The sequence below is a fragment of the Exiguobacterium sp. s181 genome (genome assembly GCF_018617125.1).
In the GTDB taxonomy this organism is placed as follows: Bacteria; Bacillota; Bacilli; order Exiguobacteriales; family Exiguobacteriaceae; genus Exiguobacterium; species Exiguobacterium profundum.
Map to the genome: position 1 here is coordinate 50,292 of NZ_JACSJM010000004.1, position 17,397 is coordinate 67,688.

General features: G+C 48.0%; 20 protein-coding genes. 8 read left to right on the plus strand and 12 right to left on the minus strand.

From position 1 onward, the window contains the following. Position 1 precedes the first annotated feature (1 nt). From menB to menC, 3 genes are read left to right on the plus strand one after another with little or no spacing between them, the layout of a single operon-like run. Positions 2 to 826, plus strand: coding sequence for a 1,4-dihydroxy-2-naphthoyl-CoA synthase (gene menB, locus KNO70_RS13205; RefSeq protein WP_015880852.1), 825 nt, complete (start codon positions 2 to 4; stop codon positions 824 to 826). A gap of 49 nt (positions 827 to 875) precedes the next feature. Continuing rightward, on the plus strand, positions 876 to 2,234 hold the full coding sequence (menE, locus tag KNO70_RS13210) for an o-succinylbenzoate--CoA ligase (RefSeq protein WP_214685576.1): 1,359 nt from the start codon (positions 876 to 878) through the stop codon (positions 2,232 to 2,234). Beyond that, the gene (gene menC / locus KNO70_RS13215) at positions 2,231 to 3,301 is read left to right on the plus strand and encodes an o-succinylbenzoate synthase (RefSeq protein ID WP_078146358.1); all 1,071 of its coding nucleotides are present in this window, start codon (positions 2,231 to 2,233) and stop codon (positions 3,299 to 3,301) included. The genes menE and menC overlap by 4 nt, the downstream gene beginning before the upstream one ends. A gap of 36 nt (positions 3,302 to 3,337) precedes the next feature. Here the strand turns inward: menC and map are convergent, their stop codons facing one another. From map to KNO70_RS13240, 5 genes are all read right to left on the minus strand, one after another. Continuing rightward, the gene (gene map / locus KNO70_RS13220; protein ID WP_015880849.1) at positions 3,338 to 4,087 is read right to left on the minus strand and encodes a type I methionyl aminopeptidase; all 750 of its coding nucleotides are present in this window, start codon (positions 4,085 to 4,087) and stop codon (positions 3,338 to 3,340) included. A gap of 14 nt (positions 4,088 to 4,101) precedes the next feature. After that, entirely contained in the window at positions 4,102 to 5,286 is a 1,185-nt protein-coding gene (locus tag KNO70_RS13225) for an EAL-associated domain-containing protein (protein WP_214731981.1), read from the minus strand. 40 nt (positions 5,287 to 5,326) lie between these two features. Then, the gene (locus KNO70_RS13230) at positions 5,327 to 5,578 is read right to left on the minus strand and encodes a hypothetical protein (protein WP_015880847.1); all 252 of its coding nucleotides are present in this window, start codon (positions 5,576 to 5,578) and stop codon (positions 5,327 to 5,329) included. A 100-nt stretch (positions 5,579 to 5,678) separates the two neighbouring features. Beyond that, positions 5,679 to 7,208 (minus strand): degradosome RNA helicase CshA, encoded by a 1,530-nt coding sequence (gene cshA, locus KNO70_RS13235; RefSeq protein ID WP_078146356.1) that lies wholly within the window; start codon positions 7,206 to 7,208, stop codon positions 5,679 to 5,681. 170 nt (positions 7,209 to 7,378) lie between these two features. Beyond that, on the minus strand, positions 7,379 to 8,230 hold the full coding sequence (locus tag KNO70_RS13240; RefSeq protein WP_078146355.1) for a CvfB family protein: 852 nt from the start codon (positions 8,228 to 8,230) through the stop codon (positions 7,379 to 7,381). 289 nt (positions 8,231 to 8,519) lie between these two features. Between KNO70_RS13240 and KNO70_RS13245 the strand changes: the two genes are divergently transcribed. From KNO70_RS13245 to KNO70_RS13265, 5 genes are all read left to right on the plus strand, one after another. Further along, a complete protein-coding gene (locus KNO70_RS13245) occupies positions 8,520 to 8,672 on the plus strand; it encodes a hypothetical protein (RefSeq protein WP_015880844.1) in 153 nt (50 codons plus the stop codon). Between the two features lie 128 nt (positions 8,673 to 8,800). Then, positions 8,801 to 9,043 carry a hypothetical protein gene (locus tag KNO70_RS13250; RefSeq protein WP_031421071.1) on the plus strand — a complete coding sequence of 81 codons (243 nt, stop codon included), beginning with the start codon at positions 8,801 to 8,803 and terminating at the stop codon, positions 9,041 to 9,043. A gap of 87 nt (positions 9,044 to 9,130) precedes the next feature. Beyond that, the gene (locus tag KNO70_RS13255; RefSeq protein ID WP_015880843.1) at positions 9,131 to 9,391 is read left to right on the plus strand and encodes a hypothetical protein; all 261 of its coding nucleotides are present in this window, start codon (positions 9,131 to 9,133) and stop codon (positions 9,389 to 9,391) included. 78 nt (positions 9,392 to 9,469) lie between these two features. Then, entirely contained in the window at positions 9,470 to 10,171 is a 702-nt protein-coding gene (locus tag KNO70_RS13260; RefSeq protein WP_214812705.1) for a lysophospholipid acyltransferase family protein, read from the plus strand. Continuing rightward, positions 10,168 to 12,066, plus strand: a complete 1,899-nt coding sequence (locus KNO70_RS13265; protein ID WP_078146353.1) for an ABC-F family ATP-binding cassette domain-containing protein — start codon at positions 10,168 to 10,170, stop codon at positions 12,064 to 12,066. The genes KNO70_RS13260 and KNO70_RS13265 overlap by 4 nt, the downstream gene beginning before the upstream one ends. Positions 12,067 to 12,147: 81 nt before the next feature. On the opposite strand, the gene KNO70_RS13270 is transcribed toward KNO70_RS13265, so the two are convergent. From KNO70_RS13270 to KNO70_RS13300, 7 genes are all read right to left on the minus strand, one after another. Then, entirely contained in the window at positions 12,148 to 13,077 is a 930-nt protein-coding gene (locus KNO70_RS13270) for an NADP-dependent oxidoreductase (RefSeq protein ID WP_214812706.1), read from the minus strand. 93 nt (positions 13,078 to 13,170) lie between these two features. Then, positions 13,171 to 13,710, minus strand: coding sequence for a GNAT family N-acetyltransferase (locus KNO70_RS13275; protein ID WP_214812707.1), 540 nt, complete (start codon positions 13,708 to 13,710; stop codon positions 13,171 to 13,173). Continuing rightward, positions 13,707 to 14,342, minus strand: a complete 636-nt coding sequence (locus tag KNO70_RS13280) for a response regulator (RefSeq protein ID WP_214812708.1) — start codon at positions 14,340 to 14,342, stop codon at positions 13,707 to 13,709. The genes KNO70_RS13275 and KNO70_RS13280 overlap by 4 nt, the downstream gene beginning before the upstream one ends. A gap of 2 nt (positions 14,343 to 14,344) precedes the next feature. Next, positions 14,345 to 15,367, minus strand: coding sequence for a sensor histidine kinase (locus KNO70_RS13285; protein ID WP_015880837.1), 1,023 nt, complete (start codon positions 15,365 to 15,367; stop codon positions 14,345 to 14,347). Beyond that, entirely contained in the window at positions 15,364 to 16,053 is a 690-nt protein-coding gene (gene liaF, locus KNO70_RS13290; RefSeq protein WP_214812709.1) for a cell wall-active antibiotics response protein LiaF, read from the minus strand. The genes KNO70_RS13285 and liaF overlap by 4 nt, the downstream gene beginning before the upstream one ends. A 78-nt stretch (positions 16,054 to 16,131) precedes the next feature. Further along, on the minus strand, positions 16,132 to 16,776 hold the full coding sequence (locus KNO70_RS13295) for a PspA/IM30 family protein (protein ID WP_214731561.1): 645 nt from the start codon (positions 16,774 to 16,776) through the stop codon (positions 16,132 to 16,134). 22 nt (positions 16,777 to 16,798) lie between these two features. Then, positions 16,799 to 17,188: a lmo0954 family membrane protein gene (locus KNO70_RS13300; RefSeq protein WP_047795880.1), complete on the minus strand. Its 390-nt coding sequence runs from the start codon at positions 17,186 to 17,188 to the stop codon at positions 16,799 to 16,801. Positions 17,189 to 17,397 lie beyond the last annotated feature (209 nt).

Genomic DNA, 17,397 nt, shown 5'->3' on the forward strand with positions numbered 1-17,397 from the left:
AATGGAATCAGTAGCGAACTGGACATCGGTCCGAACGTATGAAGACATTAAATATGAAACGTGGAACGGGATTGCCAAAATCACCATCAACCGTCCCGAAGTGCGCAATGCATTCCGTCCGTTGACGGTCAATGAATTGATTGATGCATTCGCTCGCGCGCGCGACGATAAAGAAGTCGGCGTCATCATCTTGACAGGTGAAGGCGAAAAGGCATTCTGTTCAGGTGGGGACCAAAAAGTTCGTGGACATGGCGGCTATGTCGGGGAAGATGAAATCCCACGCTTGAACGTCCTCGACCTTCAGCGCTTGATTCGTGTCATTCCAAAACCGGTCATCGCCATGGTCGCAGGTTTCGCAATCGGCGGAGGACACGTCCTTCATGTCGTCTGTGACTTGACGATTGCAGCGGACAACGCTCGCTTCGGACAAACAGGTCCGAAAGTCGGTTCGTTCGATGCAGGATATGGTTCTGGATACTTGGCACGGATCATCGGCCATAAGAAAGCTCGTGAAATCTGGTACCTTTGCCGTCAATACGATGCACAAGAAGCACTCGACATGGGACTCGTCAACACGGTGGTCCCACTCGATCAACTCGAAGCAGAAACGATCAAGTGGTGCCAAGAAATCTTACAACACTCACCTACAGCGCTTCGCTTCTTGAAAGCAGCAATGAACGCAGATACAGATGGTCTTGCCGGACTTCAGCAACTCGCTGGAGACGCAACGCTTCTCTACTACACGACAGATGAAGCAAAAGAAGGACGCGATGCGTTCAAAGAAAAACGTGACCCTGACTTCGGTCAATTCCCACGTTTCCCTTAATTGTTGAGAGAGTAGTGATTTCGCTACTCTTTTTTTGGAGGTGACAGCTATGTATGAATGGATTCGGAAACACCCAGCGTCACATCTCGCCCTTGTGACAGCTGACGATCGATTGACATGGGCAGTGCTACGCACGGAAAGCCTTCAACTCGCCCAGTTCATCCATGAACAGACGCCCACCGCCGAACGGATTGGCATATTCGCTAAAAACAGCAAAGACTATGTCATCGCCGTCCATGCAGTACATCTGCTCGGAAAAGTGCTTGTGCCGTTGAACACACGGCTGACCGAAGAAGAAGTGCGCACTCAGTTACAAACAGCAAAAGTGGACCTCCTTCTCGTTGACGTAGAAATCAATTTGTCTATCACCCAACTCCTAATCACACGTCGGTCCACTTCATGTTTCACCGTGCCCCATGAGTGGAATGAAGATGAAACCATGTCTCTCATGTTTACGTCCGGAACGACGGGTCGAGCCAAAGCAGTGCAACAGACGTACGGGAATCACCTCGCTAGCGCCCGTGCTGCTGAAGCGCATTTGGACTATCGTCCATCAGACCGGATGCTCGCGGTGACCCCGCTCTTTCACATGAGTGGACTGTCTCAAGTGTATCGGAGTGCCATCATCGGTTCGACGCTCTATGTCGAGCCACGATTCGATGTCGATCGAACACTTCACGTCATCGAGACAGAAGGCATCACCCAACTGTCACTCGTCTCAATTATGCTGCAACGACTGCTCGATGCCGGTCTGAAGAAGCATCATCTTCGCACGTTACTCGTCGGAGGCGGGCCCGTCCCGCGCTCATTACTAGAAGAAGCAGAACGACGGCAGTTACCGATTGCTCAGACATACGGGATGACCGAGACATGCTCTCAAGTCGCCACGCTGCTCCCGAGCGAAGCGCTCTCGCATATCGGTTCGAGTGGTCAGGCAATCGCCCCAACAAGAATTCGAATTAATTCAGACGGAGAAATCGAAGTAAAGGGACCAACTGTGACGAAGGGATACTTCGAACAACCTGAATCAGATGCTTGGACACCCGACGGTTATTGGCGAACGGGTGACCTCGGCACGATGAGGGATGGTTATTTATATGTACACGATCGCCGAACCGACCTTATTCTGTCTGGTGGTGAAAATGTTTATCCGGCTGAAATCGAAGCCGCCATGTTACGCTGTGCCGGCGTCCAAGACGTCGGCGTCACGAAACAATCGCATCCGACTTGGGGAGAAGTCCCGATCGCCTTCGTCGTCGGCTCCTATGAACCAGCCGAGATGCAGCATGTTCTCGATTCACAGTTGGCTAAATATAAGCACCCGATCGTCATCCACCACGCACCGAGTTTACCACGAAACGCGAACGGAAAATTAATGCGCCATCGCTTAAAGGAGCTACTGTCATGATCAAACGTGCTGAGCTTTCCATCGTCCCTTTGACGTTTAAACACCCGATTGTGACGGCACACGCCGTCTTATCTGTCCGAAGAACGCTCATCCTTCGTCTAGAAACCGTAGACGGTGTCATCGGATACGGAGAAGGTGCCGCTTTCGAAACACCTTGGTATACAGAAGAAACGACCCAATCCATGATCGATACGTCTAAACTAATTCTCAATTTATTGAAAGGGATGACGGTCACGACGGACGTGTTTCCGAACTTGGTCTCGTCCATCATCGGTCAGCACATGGCAAAGGCGATGTGGGAAAGTGCACTCTGGGAGATTGAAGCAACGCGCGCGAACAAATCACTCAAGTCATTCATGAGCGCCGGAGATTCCGTTTCCTGCGGACGAACAATCGGGATTGGGTTACTGAATCAAACGATGAAATCCATCGAGACGGCATTAGCTGACGGATTCGAACGCATCAAATTAAAGGCATCTCCTAATGAACTGGTTCCTGCCCTACGTGAGATTCGCGCGGTCTTCCCTGACGCGCCTCTCATGATTGATTTAAACGGAAGTGCGTCCGATCAACCAATGGAATGGTTCGAACAACTCGATGCCCATCGGTTATTGATGATCGAACAACCGTACCCAAGCCGACAATTCACAAAATCAGCGGCTCTCCAAGCAAAACTCACGACCCCCATTTGTCTCGACGAATCCATCACGTCTTATGACGACGTGGATACGATGGCACAGCTTGGTGCCGGAAAAATCGTCAACATTAAACCCGCACGTGTCGGTGGGCTTAGCGAGGCGCTCCACATTCGAAAACACGGAACGCCATACTGGGTCGGTGGCATGTATGAATCCGGTATCGGAAGATATCATACACTCTTGTTTGCTTCGTTAAGCGGCGCGAGCTTCCCCGCGGACATGTCAGGCACGAGCGCTTATTTCGAGCAAGATTTACTCGATACCCCGCTTGAAGTGGAGAATGGAAAGTTGACTCTTCCGGATTCCGTACAACCAGATTGGAATGTGATTGAACGGTTACGCGAAGAAGTGATTACATTGCAAACATGAAAAAGGTGCGGTTCACGAGAACCACACCTTTTTACGTTAACGGAACGATCCCGTTAACACTTCATATCCATCTTCTGTGACAACAACTGTATGCTCGAACTGCGAAACAAGACTCTTGTTCGGAGTGAAGAGCGTCCAACCATCCTCTTCCGATTGATAGACGATTTCATCCTTTGTCGAGATGAACGTCTCAACAGCAATCACTTGCCCGGCTTTTAATAACTGATTTTCTTCGCGACTATAATAGTTCGAGATCGTCTCTGGCTCCCCGTGCAATGTCCGACCGAGTCCGTGTCCGGCCAAGTTCCGGATGACCGTGAATCCATTCTTTCTCGCGTCAGCGTAAATTGCCTTCCCAATCTGATTGACTTTCACACCCGCCTTGACCTTGCTGAGTCCCGCTTCTAATGAAGTCAAGGATACTTCAACCAAACGTTCGTGCTGGGGTGACTTCGCCGCCCCCGCAATCACTGTACGCCCCGTATCGGCATAATATCCATCCTTCACAGCGGAGACGTCGACATTGACGATATCGCCCTCTTGAATGACTTCATCTCCCGGAATACCATGGGCAGCAACGTCATTGAGCGAGATACATGTGTAACCTGGAAATTCGTACATCGTAATCGGTGCAGAAGCTGCACCTTCTTCTTCTAAAATACGTTGCCCGATCGCATCTAATTCTTTTGTTGTCATACCGGGCTTAACGGCTTTCGCCATCTCATCTCGCGCAAGTGCGACGATTCGCCCGATTTCGCGCAATGCATCGTAATCATAATCTAGCATCGTCCATCTTCCTTTCAATCCAATAATCGATTTTGATATAAATATTCTTCAGAGATGTCGGCAAATAAGAACATGCCGTCCGGTAACGGATAGCTAAAGGTTCGCGTCACTTCATTCGAACTGAAATCACGATAGTCTCCCGATAAATAGCCTCGCCCTCGAACATCCATCGCCGCCATCGTCTGAATGAAATACGGTCGGAAACTCCAGTTATAGCCCCGATACGTATTATCGACACGCCATTCTCCATTCACGCAGTAGACGTTCGCACTCGTCTGGAAACCTGTCTTATCCGTTATATAATAACGAACAAACACCTCTTCGAGTTTTGGGGCGATGAATTGAATCCACTCGTCTTTCTTGTCTCTCGACCACTTTCCAGATTGAACGAGTTCTCCAATCCGGTGATGTAATTCAAATTCAAGCTCGTACAAGCGATTCAGTCGTTTCTGGTCATGTAAAAAGAAGGAAGGCACTTCTTGTGCCAACACACCCATTCCTTTGATTTCTCGTTGAGGGATCTCATCTTCCGACCCAAGTAGACCACCCATGTAATAGCGACCACCGTGCTGCCACGCGTAACGAAGCTGTCCGATGTGGTCGATGGATTTGTAAAGAAGCGGGGCACCGAGCTTCGAAGCGATGTACTCCATCGTCTGAAGCATGTTCGGATAGGTGACCGACAACGTCTTTTTCTCAATCATCGTGCCAAGGTCGACGAGCAATAGTTCTGGCGCAAGCGTCATGATGTCTTCGATACTCGTGGATTCGGCAAAATCTAATGCAATTTTCAATCCATAGGACCGATAGTATTGAATGACGCGTGACAGTCGCGGGACGTCGACCAAGTCTGTCCCTTGTAAGGTCACATAAATACGGTGTAACGGAAAATTGAGTTCACGTAGTGGGGCTAAAAAGGTCTCTCCCCCTTCTTCGAGAATCCATTCCGACCGGCACCTGAACGTGACGAATGGTTTGGCGTCACGAAGTTGTGCTGCCGCGAGTTGCTCCATTCGTTGGGCGATGTCTAATTGATACTCGAGGGGAACGTCATCATCATAAAAAAACGGTGTCAATGATTCTCCTCGGAATCGTCCATGTACCATATATCCTTCCACTTGAAACGTCGCCGCCCCAAGGATTGGTTCATACGTCACCATCACTTCTTCAGGATGGACCATCACTTCTACCGCATCCACAATTCATCACCTCTTCGTTAAATGCGAAAACGAGCTACAATCAGCTCGTTCGCGTGTGTACATACATATAGGCACCGAAACAAGCAATAAAATAGGCGATACTCACCACGCCATATGCAATGCCCATCTTTCCGCCTACTCCAATGGCTAACACTAAAAAAATCATCGCTCCAAATAACAATGTCGCCACGGGGATATAACGAAAATTAGGACGGTCTGTCTTTGACACGATTGGTTTGAGTGCGATTACACAACCAAGCAACACAAGGAGACCGAAACTTAATTCCACCATCCGTTGACACCTCATCCTTCTATCTCTACTCAACTAGTGTAGCACGACACAATAAAAAATGCCGCAAATCCACTTAAGGAAATGCGGCATTTCACGATGATTAGTCACGCGGACGGCGTGGGCCACGGTCATCCGAGCGACGACGATCGTCACCACGGAATGATCCTTTACGGTCTCCGCTACGTCCATCACGACGTTCGCCACCGCGTCCACCACGACGATCGCCACCACGGCCACCGCCACCGCCACGACGGTCGTTACGACCACGGTATCCACCGCGATCGCCACCACGGCCACCTTGGCGTTTCACACGAACTGGTTCAGCGTACGAGATTTCAACAGGTGTTGAATCTGGCTCTTTCGTCAATCCACGGAGGGCAGCAGCGAGAATTTCAACTGCTTCGTACTCTTCAAGAAGTTCTGTCGCAAGTTGCGTGTAAGCTTTGAAGTCGCCCGCTTGAACGCGTTCGATCAATTCTTCAGCTGCTTGCTTTTGGTTTCCTTCAAGTACTTCCGCGATTGTCGGTACATGACGACGGTTCATGCGTTTGTTCGTTACACGTTCAATTGCCTTCACTTGTCCAAATTCACGTGGCGTGATGAACGTGAGGGCTGTACCCGTCTTACCAGCACGACCTGTACGACCAATACGGTGTACGTAGCTTTCTGGGTCTTGTGGTACATCGAAGTTGTAAACGTGTGTGACACCTGAAATATCAAGTCCACGTGCCGCAACGTCTGTCGCTACCAAGATATCGATTGTTCCGTTTTTGAAACGACGAATAACTTGGTCACGTTTCGATTGCGTCAAGTCTCCGTGAAGACCGTCTGCAGTGTATCCGCGTTTGATGAGTGCTTCTGTCACTTCGTCTACACGTTTCTTCGTACGAGCGAAGATGATGCTGAGTTCTGGTGAGTCGATGTCGATCAATCGGCAAAGCGTATCGAATTTTTGACCTTCGCGCAATTCGATGAATTGTTGGTTGATGTTCTCAACCGTCATTTCTTTCGCTTTCACTTTGATGATTGTCGGCGACTTCATGAAGCGCTCAGCAATCTTTTTGATTTGTGGTGGCATCGTTGCCGAGAAGAGAAGCGTTTGGCGCTCTTCAGGAAGACCTGCCAAAATCGTTTCGATATCTTCAACGAAGCCCATGTTGAGCATTTCATCCGCTTCATCCAAGATGACTGTTTGAATGTCATCGAGTTTGATTGTCTTACGCTTCATGTGGTCCATGAGACGTCCTGGTGTCGCTACGACGATTTGCGGGTTCTTTTTCAAACCACGGATCTGACGGTCGATTTGTTGACCACCGTATACTGGAAGTGCGTATACGCGCTTCGTTTCACCGATTTTGTTTAATTCTTCTGCAACTTGAATCGCAAGTTCACGTGTCGGTGCAAGAACGAGTGCTTGGACTTGACGCGCCTTTGAATCGATTCGCTCAATTGTCGGAATACCGAAAGCTGCTGTTTTCCCTGTACCTGTTTGTGCTTGTCCTAATACGTCCACTCCCGTGAGTGCGACAGGAATTGTCTCAGCTTGGATCGGTGTAGCTTCCTCGAAGCCCATTTTGTGTACACCTTTTACTAATGCTTCACTTAATTGTAAGTCTTGAAATTTTGTCAAATTATATTCTCCTTTGTTCATACAAAAAACGTCTGAGTTCAGTTTGACAGATCTACAGACGTTTTCTCAATGTTTCCTCATAGTCAACTTTATTAACTATAACGTATTTCTTCCTAAAATGAAAGAAATACATTTTCAAACTTTTTCATGTCACCCGAACATGAGTTATCTTATTTCAATTTGTAGCCGTTGTCGAGCTTTTCAACTTGCTTCTCTTTCAACAGTTTTCCAAGCGCTCGTTTAAATGCCGCTTTACTCATCCCGAATTCACGGTCGACGATGTCAGGTGATGTCTTATCTCCGTATGGCATTTGTCCTCCACGTTCTTCAATATACGAGAGGATGCTCGCCGCATCACCATCAATCGCCTCGTACGCACGTGGCTTCATCGAAACGAGGACCGTACCATCTTGTTTGACTTGTGTCACACGAACGGTCAACTGTTCTCCGAGACGTGGCCAACGCGTCATCTCTGCCTCATGCAAGAAACCGAGTGATTCGCCTTCGACCCATACGTTGACGCCCACTTCACGTTTATTGACGACGATGGCCTGCACGTCCTGGTTGTTCCATTCTTCTTTCGACGGTCGTGCCAACAAGTTCAAGAACGCATATGGTGCAGGGTCCCCAAGCAAACGTCCTTTTTGGTCATACTTCAAGCGAATGCACAATTGATCGCCTGTCTGCGGCCAATACGACCGGTTCTCCGGTAAGTCATCCATTGAAACGAGAACGTCCTTTTGAATTCCGATATTCACGAAGACCCCTGTGTTATACCGGACGCCCGTTACCTCAAACCATTCATACTCATCAAATGAAACGGTCGGAATCGTCATCGTTGATGCGAGACGTCCTTCTGAATCATGATATAAGAAGACGCGAACTGTTTGACCGATCGTCACTTCTTCTGTCTGTTCTTTACGGTGAAGGAGCACCTCTTCGCGGCCGTTACTAATGAATACTCCAAAATCAGCAGAACGTTCCGCGACTAAATCTACTACTTCTCCTGCGCGCAATGCCATTACACCCACATCCTTTTCTAAGCTATTACTGTCAGTATACCTATCTACACACGTTCCTAATCATATCATGTTCTCTTTCAACATTTTGAATAAATGTGTCGAAAATGTGAACGTGTTTTGAGACAGTTGAAATGGCGATTGTTTAATGAACTCACATGATTTATTAAAATTTTGTGACAATTTTGTGAACGCCTTTTTTTCTGCTAGTATCCTTTTTTTGAAAACGTTATTATATAGGAAGTGTCCAGTATAGATAAGGTTTCATTTAGGATTGATCGGGGGATAATAAATGTTTGATATACAGTCTCGTTCTTTTGCAAAACGTTTTACAAAAGGATTACTTGTCGCCTTTTTCGCATTGCTCGCATCACTCAGTTTTATTTTCTCAAACGGTGTCGATACGAACGTTTCGTCATCTTCGACTTACATGACCCAAGAGTAAACGCCATTCAGCCAACTGAAGGCGTTTTTTCTTTGGAATACATAACAGGATTTTCCTTCAAAAAGTCGAATACGATTAAAAGACCATGCCTTTTTCTTTCATACCCTTTAAGAAAAGGAGACTCCGCTATGATTTTTTATTTTCTCACGACCATTTTATCAATCGTAGGACTTGCTTTCTTGTTCCAGACTGAATTGTACAAAGATCCAATCGGGACATTTCTATTCGCCGTCTTGATTGCCATGGGACTCTCTTCCTTCAAACAACTCTTCATGCAGGCAAACGAGTATTTTGTAGAAAGACGGAACCAGAAACGAATCAAACGCGTCGTGGACAGAATGCACTCTACGACTCGAAAACGCTCTACATAACGCTCGTCTTCCCTCGCCACATTTGGTATCCTATGTAGGAACAGACATCGTACAATGGATTTATAATCGCAGGAGGCACACAACCGTATGAATGAAATCCCGTTATCGAATGAATGGCTACTTCGTTATTCACCTGTCATGGAGCTCTGGTTAAAAGAGGACGGCATTTTGCTCGTCGATGATGACAATCGAATCCGTCTCACTCTCGAAATCGGAAGTGACCAGGCCATGCAAATCAAAAGTATCGAGCAAGACGGCGCCTATTTCGTCGTCGATCCTGTGAATAAACGCATTACGTTCGAGCTCGAAGAAGAGGAAGAAGAGAGCGATTCTCGCTTTTGGGAATAAGGATTCATGCCGAAGGGTCGGATTCTCGTCAAGAGAAGAAGACTCTTTCTTGTTGTCATCATGAGAGGAGAGAATAGAATGATTCGAACAGCTGTATGGTTTTTCTCATTTTTTGCCGTATTACCGATCACCGTCCCGTTTTTACAGAAAGCGAAAAAAATCGAAACACCGAAACGTTACCGTTACGTACAAGATATCGCTTATAAATGGGCACAGTTTCTACTAAAAATCGCAGGTGCAGACGTCCGTGTCCATGGCCAAGACCAGATTCCGGATGAACCCGTCGTCTACGTGTCGAACCACCAAGGAAACTTCGATGTCCCGATCATGTTGACCGCCACGAAACGACCGAAAGCGTTTATCTCAAAAATCGAGGTTCAAAAATTCCCGATTATCCCACGTTGGATGGAATTGATGGGATGTATCTTCATCGACCGGAGTGACCGTCGGCAATCGATTCAAGCCATTCGTTCCGGAGTCGAAACGATTCAATCCGGTCAATCGATGATTGTCTTCCCAGAAGGCACACGCTCAAAAGGTGGACCGATGAAGGAGTTTAAAGCTGGAAGTTTGACGCTTGCCACATCAAGTGGTGCGAAGATTGTTCCAGTCGCGATTCAAGGCAGTTATAAATTGTTAGAAGCCAAAAATCGAATCACCCCGGCAACGGTCGAGGTCACATTCTTACCTGCGATTGATCCGGCCGATTTGCCGAACAAGGAAATCGCAGCGACGGTCGAGGCGGCCATTCGTCAACAGCTTGAAGGAGAGAACGCATGAGTTTATTAATGATTGAAGGCATTCATAAAGAGTTTGCCGACAAAGTCTTATTTGATGATGTGACGATGACAATCCATCCCGGAGACCGTATCGGGATTATCGGCGTGAATGGTTCGGGGAAATCGACGTTCATGAAAATCATCGCCGGTACCGAGACAGCAGATCGAGGCACGATGCAGCACCCGAACGATTATCGGATTCGCTACTTGACTCAAACGGTTCAATTTAACGAAGGACAAACGATTCTAGACGCTTTGTTCACAAGTGACACTCCGTCCGTTCAAGCGTTGAAACAGTTCGAACGCGCCCGGCAAGCACTCGAAGCGGACCCGACAAGTGAGCAATTACTTGAACGCTTCATGAAAGCCCAACAGGCCGTCGATGCCGCAGACGCTTGGGAAACGGAAGCAAAACTGAAGTCGATTTTGAACCGGCTCGGTCTTCCTGACGTGTCAATCGATGTGAACGCCTTGTCTGGGGGGCAACAAAAGCGAGTCGCGCTCGCCGCAGCGTTACTCGATGAAGCGGACTTGCTCCTTTTAGATGAGCCGACGAACGAACTGGATGCCGATACAATCGCATGGCTCGAAACGATGCTTGCCGATTACCGAGGAGCCATCCTGCTCATCACCCACGACCGCTATTTCTTGAATCGTGTCACGAATCACATTTTGGAGATTGCGGATGGAACGAGTTACTTCTATAACGGGAACTATGAACTCTTTCTCGAGAAGCGTGCCGAGCGCAAAGCGCGGGCACAATCGATGGAACAGAAACGACAGAATATATTACGTCGCGAACTCGCCTGGTTACGTCGAGGCGCGAAAGCCCGGACAACGAAACAAAAGGCACGCATTCAACGCGTCGAAGACTTGAAACATCAAGAGAGCTTAGCAGAAGACGAGACGCTCGACGTTTCGGTCGGATCACGACGTCTCGGCAAAAAGGTCATCGAAGTCGAAGATTTGTCTTTCGGATACGACGACTCCCTTCTCATTCGGCAGTTTAATTGGATTTTCGGTCGCCGTGAACGCTACGGAATCGTCGGACCGAACGGGAGTGGGAAATCAACACTCATGAACTTGCTCGCCAAGCGCCTAGAACCGACAAACGGTACGATCGTGCACGGAGAAACTGTTTATTTAGGCTATTACGGACAACAAGTCGAATTTGAAGACGAGTCACGACGGGTCATCGATGAGATCGAACGCATCGCCAAAGTCATTCATACGCCGGACGGCGAGGTCATCACGGCGGGGCAGATGCTCGAACGTTTCCTTTTCTCACCGGACGCGCAATACAAACCAATTGCGAAGCTATCTGGTGGCGAAAAACGACGCCTTGTCCTCCTGCGGATTCTCATGGATGAACCGAACGTCTTGTTCCTCGATGAACCGACGAACGATTTGGACACAGAGACGTTGTCTGTTTTAGAAGACTATTTAGAATCATTCCCAGGTACAGTCATCGCCGTCAGTCACGACCGCTATTTCTTAGATCGGATCGCCGGACAGTTGATTGCCTTCGAAGATGGGATCATCCAGGTGTATCACGCAGAATATAGTGACTACCTGGCCATGCGACAAGAAGAGGTTCGTCAAGTGAAGAAAGAGAAAGAACCTAAAGAGAAAAAGGAACGCGTGAAGTCGGAGGTCGTGAAATTCACCTTCAAAGAACAGAAGGAATGGGACACGATCGAAGAAGACATCGCCGCACTTGAAGAGCAGATTGAAGCGCAAGAAGTGACACTTGCATCAGCGGGTAGCGACCTTGGTAAAGTCAATGAGTTGTACGCAACAATCGCAGAACTGAAAGAAACACTCGATGCGAAGATGGAACGTTGGACCTACCTATCCGAAATCGATGAACAAATACAAGCACAGAAAAAAGGCTGACCTCCAAATAAGGTAGCTTATCAAATTTAATAAAAAGAGGTGGATTTCCAGAGCGTGTTCCGGAAATCCACCTCTTTTTTATCATTTCACTCGAATGACGATTTTGCCTTTGGCATGCCCTTCTTCTCCATAGTCATGAGCAAGTTTCGTGTCTTCTAAATCAAAGACCCGGTCAATCACAGGTTTCAGTTCGCCTTTTTCAACAGCTTCCGCAATTTTTTTCAAACGCTCCCCTGTCGGTTGCATAAAGACGTACTCGGCACGGGCCTTCGCCTGTTTGGCTTCCTCTTCATTCGGGGGTGTGGAGATGGAGACGAGCATCCCATTCTCTTTAAGCATTCGATACAGTTTACCCTGCCCGTCGCCCCCCATCGTATCAAATACGAAATCAAGATCGCGGACGGCCTCTGCCGGGTCTTGTTGTTTATAGTCGATGACCTCGTCCGCTCCCAGGTTTTTGACCCAGTCCACGTTCGGCGTACTCGTCGACGTGACGACATACAAACCGTGTGCTTTCGCGAGCTGGATGGCTACTGTCCCGACACCACCTGATCCAGCTCCGATGAAGATGCGATCACCCGGTTTGGCATCCATCACTTCGAACATGACTTGCCATGCCGTATGGGCGACGAGCGGAAGTGATGCGGCCTCCTCGAAATTCAGTGAAGTTGGTTTTTTGACGACGAGATGCGCATCGACCGCGACGTATTCGGCATATGTGCCTTGTCGTGCAATATCCGGACGACTGAATACTTCATTCCCCACCTCGAGCTCGGTCACATTCGCCCCAACTTCTTTGATGACACCCGATACATCCCACCCAATGACGAGTGGCATCTCGAAATGAAGCATTTCTTTCAAGTATCCTTCACGGAGCTTCCAATCCACCGGGTTGACACTTGCGGCATGAACCTCAATCAATACGTCATCTGCACCGATCGTCGGTTGTTCAAGTTCACCTACTTTGAATTCGTCTGATCCGCCATATTGTTCGATATATGCTGCTTTCATCTCATCATCCTCCTTTGATTGACTCACTTCTAGTTGGTTCCCATTTTATTTCTCTTACAAACGAAAAAAGCACACCGCTTGTGGTCGGTGTGCTCAGACTGGCTGATGGGTCATATAGCTATAGACATACACGTCATGAGATTGTCCCCGCTGACGCATATAGTTATGTAGTCTACCTTCTTGAACGAATCCATTCTTCTCTAACATGCGTTGCGATGCGAGATTCTCGACATAGACAATGGCACCAACCCGTTCAATTTCACACGTCACAGCAAACTGAAGTGCCGCGTGAAGTGCTTCTGTCGCATAGCCTGCACTCCAATATTCCGGTCTAAGTTCATAACCGATCTCGGCACGACGGTGCGAAGGAGCTCGATTGTGAAAACCGATTGTCCCGATTAACGCTTTTGATTCGCGATGCTCGATTGCAAAACGGATGATCGCACCTGTTTCGATTTGTGCGAGCATATGCGTCAGCATCTGTTCCGTTTCTTCTAACGTAAGATGTGGCTCCATTCCGTAGTGGCGTAGCACGTGTTCATCTGAAAAGATGGCGAATACGTGCGGACCGTCCTCCATTTGGAGAGGTCGCAGTCGGAGGCGCTCCGTTTCAATCACAGGGAGACGGTTCATCCTTTACTGACCAAGTTATGTTGGAACGCATAGACGACTGCCTGGGTCCGGTCATAGACGTCAAGCTTCGTCAAGATGTTCGACACGTGTGTCTTCACTGTTTTGAGTGAGATGAACAATTCGTCCGCAATCACTTGATTCGACTTGCCTTCCGCCATCAGTTGCAAAATTTCTCGTTCCCGAGCAGTAAGACTCTCATGAAGGGTCATTTCCGGATGACGCAGGCGTTCGAGCATCTTTCCTGTCACTTGGGCGGCCATGACCGGATTACCGGCAGCGGTTTGACGAATCGCATCTGCGATTTCATTGGCGTTTGCTGTCTTGAGGACATAGCTCATCGCACCGGCTTCGATGACGGGATACACTTTCTCATCATCCAAGAAACTCGTCACGACCAAAATTTTCGCTTCTTTCCAACTTGCTTTAATTCGTTTCGTCGATTCGACTCCGTCAACGGGCTCCATCACCAAGTCCATGAGGACAACATCCGGTTTCTCCGCAATCGCAAGCTCCGCTCCTATCGCTCCGTCCGATGCTTCGCCCACGACTTCGATGTCCGGTTGTGTCGATAAAAAGGCAGATACGCCCGCCCGAACCATTTCATGATCATCAATTAATACAACTCGAATCATCATTACCCCTCCACTTGTTGTTTCACACGTACTTCAATTTGTGTCCCGACATTCGGCACACTGACTAATCGCAACGTTCCACCGACTTCTGCCGTGCGCTCTCTTATCGATTGTAATCCATATGAAGCGACTTGTGTATCGTCCACATTAAATCCGATCCCATCATCGTTAATCTTTAAAATGACCGTCTGCTGCACGGTTCGCATCTCGATTTCTAAACGAGTCGCTTTGGCGTGTCGTAACGTATTACTAATCGCTTCCTGAACAATCCGAAACAGTTCGTTTTCAGTGTGCCGGGAGAGCTTCACTTCCTCTAAACGCCAGACGAGCTCGGTCGATTGTTTACGAGACAGTTCTTCTAACAAGCGTTCGATTCCCGTCTTGAGTGTCATGCCTTCTAATTCGACCGGTCGTAGTTGTAACAGCAACGAACGCATCTCTGCCTGTGCGGTCTGCGCCATGAGCTCGACTTGTTCCATTTGTTTACTCGCGAGATCTGGTTTCGTCTGCATCGTCTGTTTGACCGCTGTCGTCATCATCGAGATGGCATAGAGCTGTTGACTCACCGAATCATGAAGTTCTCGTGCGACGCGACGTCTTTCTTCTACGACGGCCTCACTCCGCGCCTCTTCCACACTGACCGGACGCTCACCGACTCGCTTCGCCATCTCGACCATCTCTTGGCGCTGTTTCGATACGCGGACGATTCGTTCGAGTGTATCTCGGTAAGGGGACATCGGGCGGAAAGTGATGTCTTTTTGATTCTCCAGTTTCCAAAGGGCATTGGCGACTTCTCGAAAGTCTCGGCGCAAATAAAAATACGAACCGACGCCAAAGATACTTCCGATCAAGACGGCAATCACCAGAATGGACACACCGAAAGGCAACCCTTCTTCACGCGAAAATAAATCGCTCAATGAAGTCGAGTCACCTATGAGAAACGCTACTGTGATCAAGAAAGCCGTCAACAAGCTACTAAACAGTTGATGCCAGACGACCGTTCGTGGATAAGAATCTTTTTTCATACCGTCATCACCTCGACACTTCCGCTCATGAGCACGATATGAATCCGGACTTTTCGCGTGGCCTGGACATAATCATCAGACGCTATATAGAAGCGACGATTGAAAACCGGCGAATAGTTCGAGTCATCAACCTGCACTTTACCGAAGCCGATCGACGCGTCAATCGAATAGTCATACCCTGCAGGAATGAGGATTCGAATATCTCCTGCGAGTCCATTGAGGAGTAAGAACGTCTCTCCTTCCGGAATGATGGCTTGTGACAAATCCATCTCGACATCCCGTAGTAAAAAGAACTCATTCGTATCACGTAACACATAGTGCCCCGATTCCTTCATCCCAAATGAGAAGGCTTGTTCTTGACGAAGGGGTGTCCGGATTTTCGATTCGACCGGTCGATTCTTATAGAGTCGATAGCCGAATAACAGGAGGAGTCCGGAGAGCACGAATCCGAATGCCGCAGATGAGAAGATCAAGCCAATCAAGAGGATTCCCCCAATTGCGTAAAAAATATAGCTAGCAGACTGCTTGCCACGACGACTGAACCGTCGCCCGATATAGAGGAGAAGCAGCGGGAGGATCATGCTGAATAAGACGCTATTGCCACCCGTCACAATATCGATGAAGAGTCCGACTGAAAATAAGATAATCATAAATCCAATGATTTGACGTGTGTTCCAACGTTCCATGTCCATTCCCCCTTTCTGTTCATATGTATGAAGCAAAGAAAGCGATGACCTTGTTCAGGTCATCGCCGAACCGTCACCTCACTCTTGTTTAAAGCGACGCTCCAGTTCCTTCAATTTTGCTTCAAAATCATCTTCATCTTCCTGTGTGTCTTGCTTTTCTTCAACAGGTTGTTCTTTCTTGTCTTCCTCAGTGAACGGATGAGACTGAGACGTATTTTGACCAAAGATTTGGTCGAGTGCTCCTTTTAACAAGTCTAGGTTTTCGCGCATCGCAAACTCATAACGTTTATTTTGCATCTCATCGAGTTTGAGTTTCATCTCGAGCGCACGACGCTCTAATGTATCCAACTCGCGCTCACCCTCGTCAATCAATCCTTCAAAGTAACGGTACTGTTCCCCGTAGTGTTTGGATTCGAGTGCCGCACGTTCTGCCAACTTTTCTTCCCCGGCTTGTTTCGCCAGTTCTGTCTGCTCATACCGTTTATCTGCCATTTTCTTGGCATCATCACGCTTCTGAGCAAGTTCTGCAAGCAATGTACGTTGACGTTCCACGAGTCGTTCAACCGACAACGCTTCCTTCTCCGCTCCACGGATATGACGGTTCAATTCCGCTTCTCCACTTGAACGTGGTATCTCTTTATCCTGATACTTCTTCACTTCTTTCGAAATTTCTTTCGTCAATTCATTCGCTAATTCACGAAACTGATCAAACGGTGTCTTCATGGTGAATCCTCCTTATGAAATCTCAACGACGATTAACAAATTTTTGCCACACTTGATCGAACTGTTGGAAGCTGCTACGGCTAGCACGCGTTCCGTCTGCATTTAAAATCTCGACATCCGGGTCGCGTTTTTCACCTGTATACATCATATACCCTTTAAACAACAACCACGCGACAATGATTCCGACGAGTGCCCAAATGTTTGAGAGCATCGTCCCAATCCCAATGACGGCAAGGATCCCGAAACCAACTTTAGCACCGATGTGTGTCACAGCCTGAAAACGGACTCCAGCCCAAAGCGTCAAGAGCGCTCCTAATCCGAATAAGATCATATTCGGTAAAGAACCGATCAACACGAGCACTAGAGCGATCGCGGCTACGATGAACAACACCTTTTTCACTTGGTGATTCATCTGTCATCCCTCCTTGTTAAGTACACTCTTATCATAATACGTTATTTGACATAGGTCGACGAGCGGAAGGCTTGTTTCACCTCGGTCTTTAGACTGAGATGTTACCGTTTCCAATAACTGTGGTACACTAATGCTATCGAACAACGAAAGGATGATGTTTTATGAGCAACATGATGCATGCACGTAACCAAATGTCAGCAAATCGGAGG

Excerpts from the sequence above, each read along its gene's own strand:
- KNO70_RS13260 (WP_214812705.1), top strand. The coding sequence starts at position 9,470 with ATGATTCGAACAGCTGTATGGTTTTTCTCATTTTTTGCCGTATTACCG.
- KNO70_RS13250 (WP_031421071.1), top strand. The coding sequence starts at position 8,801 with ATGATTTTTTATTTTCTCACGACCATTTTATCAATCGTAGGACTTGCT.
- KNO70_RS13285 (WP_015880837.1), bottom strand. The coding sequence starts at position 15,367 with ATGAAAAAAGATTCTTATCCACGAACGGTCGTCTGGCATCAACTGTTT.
- KNO70_RS13300 (WP_047795880.1), bottom strand. The coding sequence starts at position 17,188 with ATGAATCACCAAGTGAAAAAGGTGTTGTTCATCGTAGCCGCGATCGCT.
- KNO70_RS13255 (WP_015880843.1), top strand. The coding sequence starts at position 9,131 with ATGAATGAAATCCCGTTATCGAATGAATGGCTACTTCGTTATTCACCT.
- KNO70_RS13245 (WP_015880844.1), top strand. The coding sequence starts at position 8,520 with ATGTTTGATATACAGTCTCGTTCTTTTGCAAAACGTTTTACAAAAGGA.
- KNO70_RS13275 (WP_214812707.1), bottom strand. The coding sequence starts at position 13,710 with ATGAACCGTCTCCCTGTGATTGAAACGGAGCGCCTCCGACTGCGACCT.
- menC (WP_078146358.1), top strand. The coding sequence starts at position 2,231 with ATGATCAAACGTGCTGAGCTTTCCATCGTCCCTTTGACGTTTAAACAC.
- KNO70_RS13280 (WP_214812708.1), bottom strand. The coding sequence starts at position 14,342 with ATGATTCGAGTTGTATTAATTGATGATCATGAAATGGTTCGGGCGGGC.
- KNO70_RS13265 (WP_078146353.1), top strand. The coding sequence starts at position 10,168 with ATGAGTTTATTAATGATTGAAGGCATTCATAAAGAGTTTGCCGACAAA.
- liaF (WP_214812709.1), bottom strand. The coding sequence starts at position 16,053 with ATGGAACGTTGGAACACACGTCAAATCATTGGATTTATGATTATCTTA.
- KNO70_RS13240 (WP_078146355.1), bottom strand. The coding sequence starts at position 8,230 with ATGGCATTGCGCGCAGGAGAAGTAGTAGATTTAGTCGCGGAACGTTCT.
- menB (WP_015880852.1), top strand. The coding sequence starts at position 2 with ATGGAATCAGTAGCGAACTGGACATCGGTCCGAACGTATGAAGACATT.
- map (WP_015880849.1), bottom strand. The coding sequence starts at position 4,087 with ATGCTAGATTATGATTACGATGCATTGCGCGAAATCGGGCGAATCGTC.
- menE (WP_214685576.1), top strand. The coding sequence starts at position 876 with ATGTATGAATGGATTCGGAAACACCCAGCGTCACATCTCGCCCTTGTG.
- KNO70_RS13230 (WP_015880847.1), bottom strand. The coding sequence starts at position 5,578 with ATGGTGGAATTAAGTTTCGGTCTCCTTGTGTTGCTTGGTTGTGTAATC.
- KNO70_RS13295 (WP_214731561.1), bottom strand. The coding sequence starts at position 16,776 with ATGAAGACACCGTTTGATCAGTTTCGTGAATTAGCGAATGAATTGACG.
- KNO70_RS13270 (WP_214812706.1), bottom strand. The coding sequence starts at position 13,077 with ATGAAAGCAGCATATATCGAACAATATGGCGGATCAGACGAATTCAAA.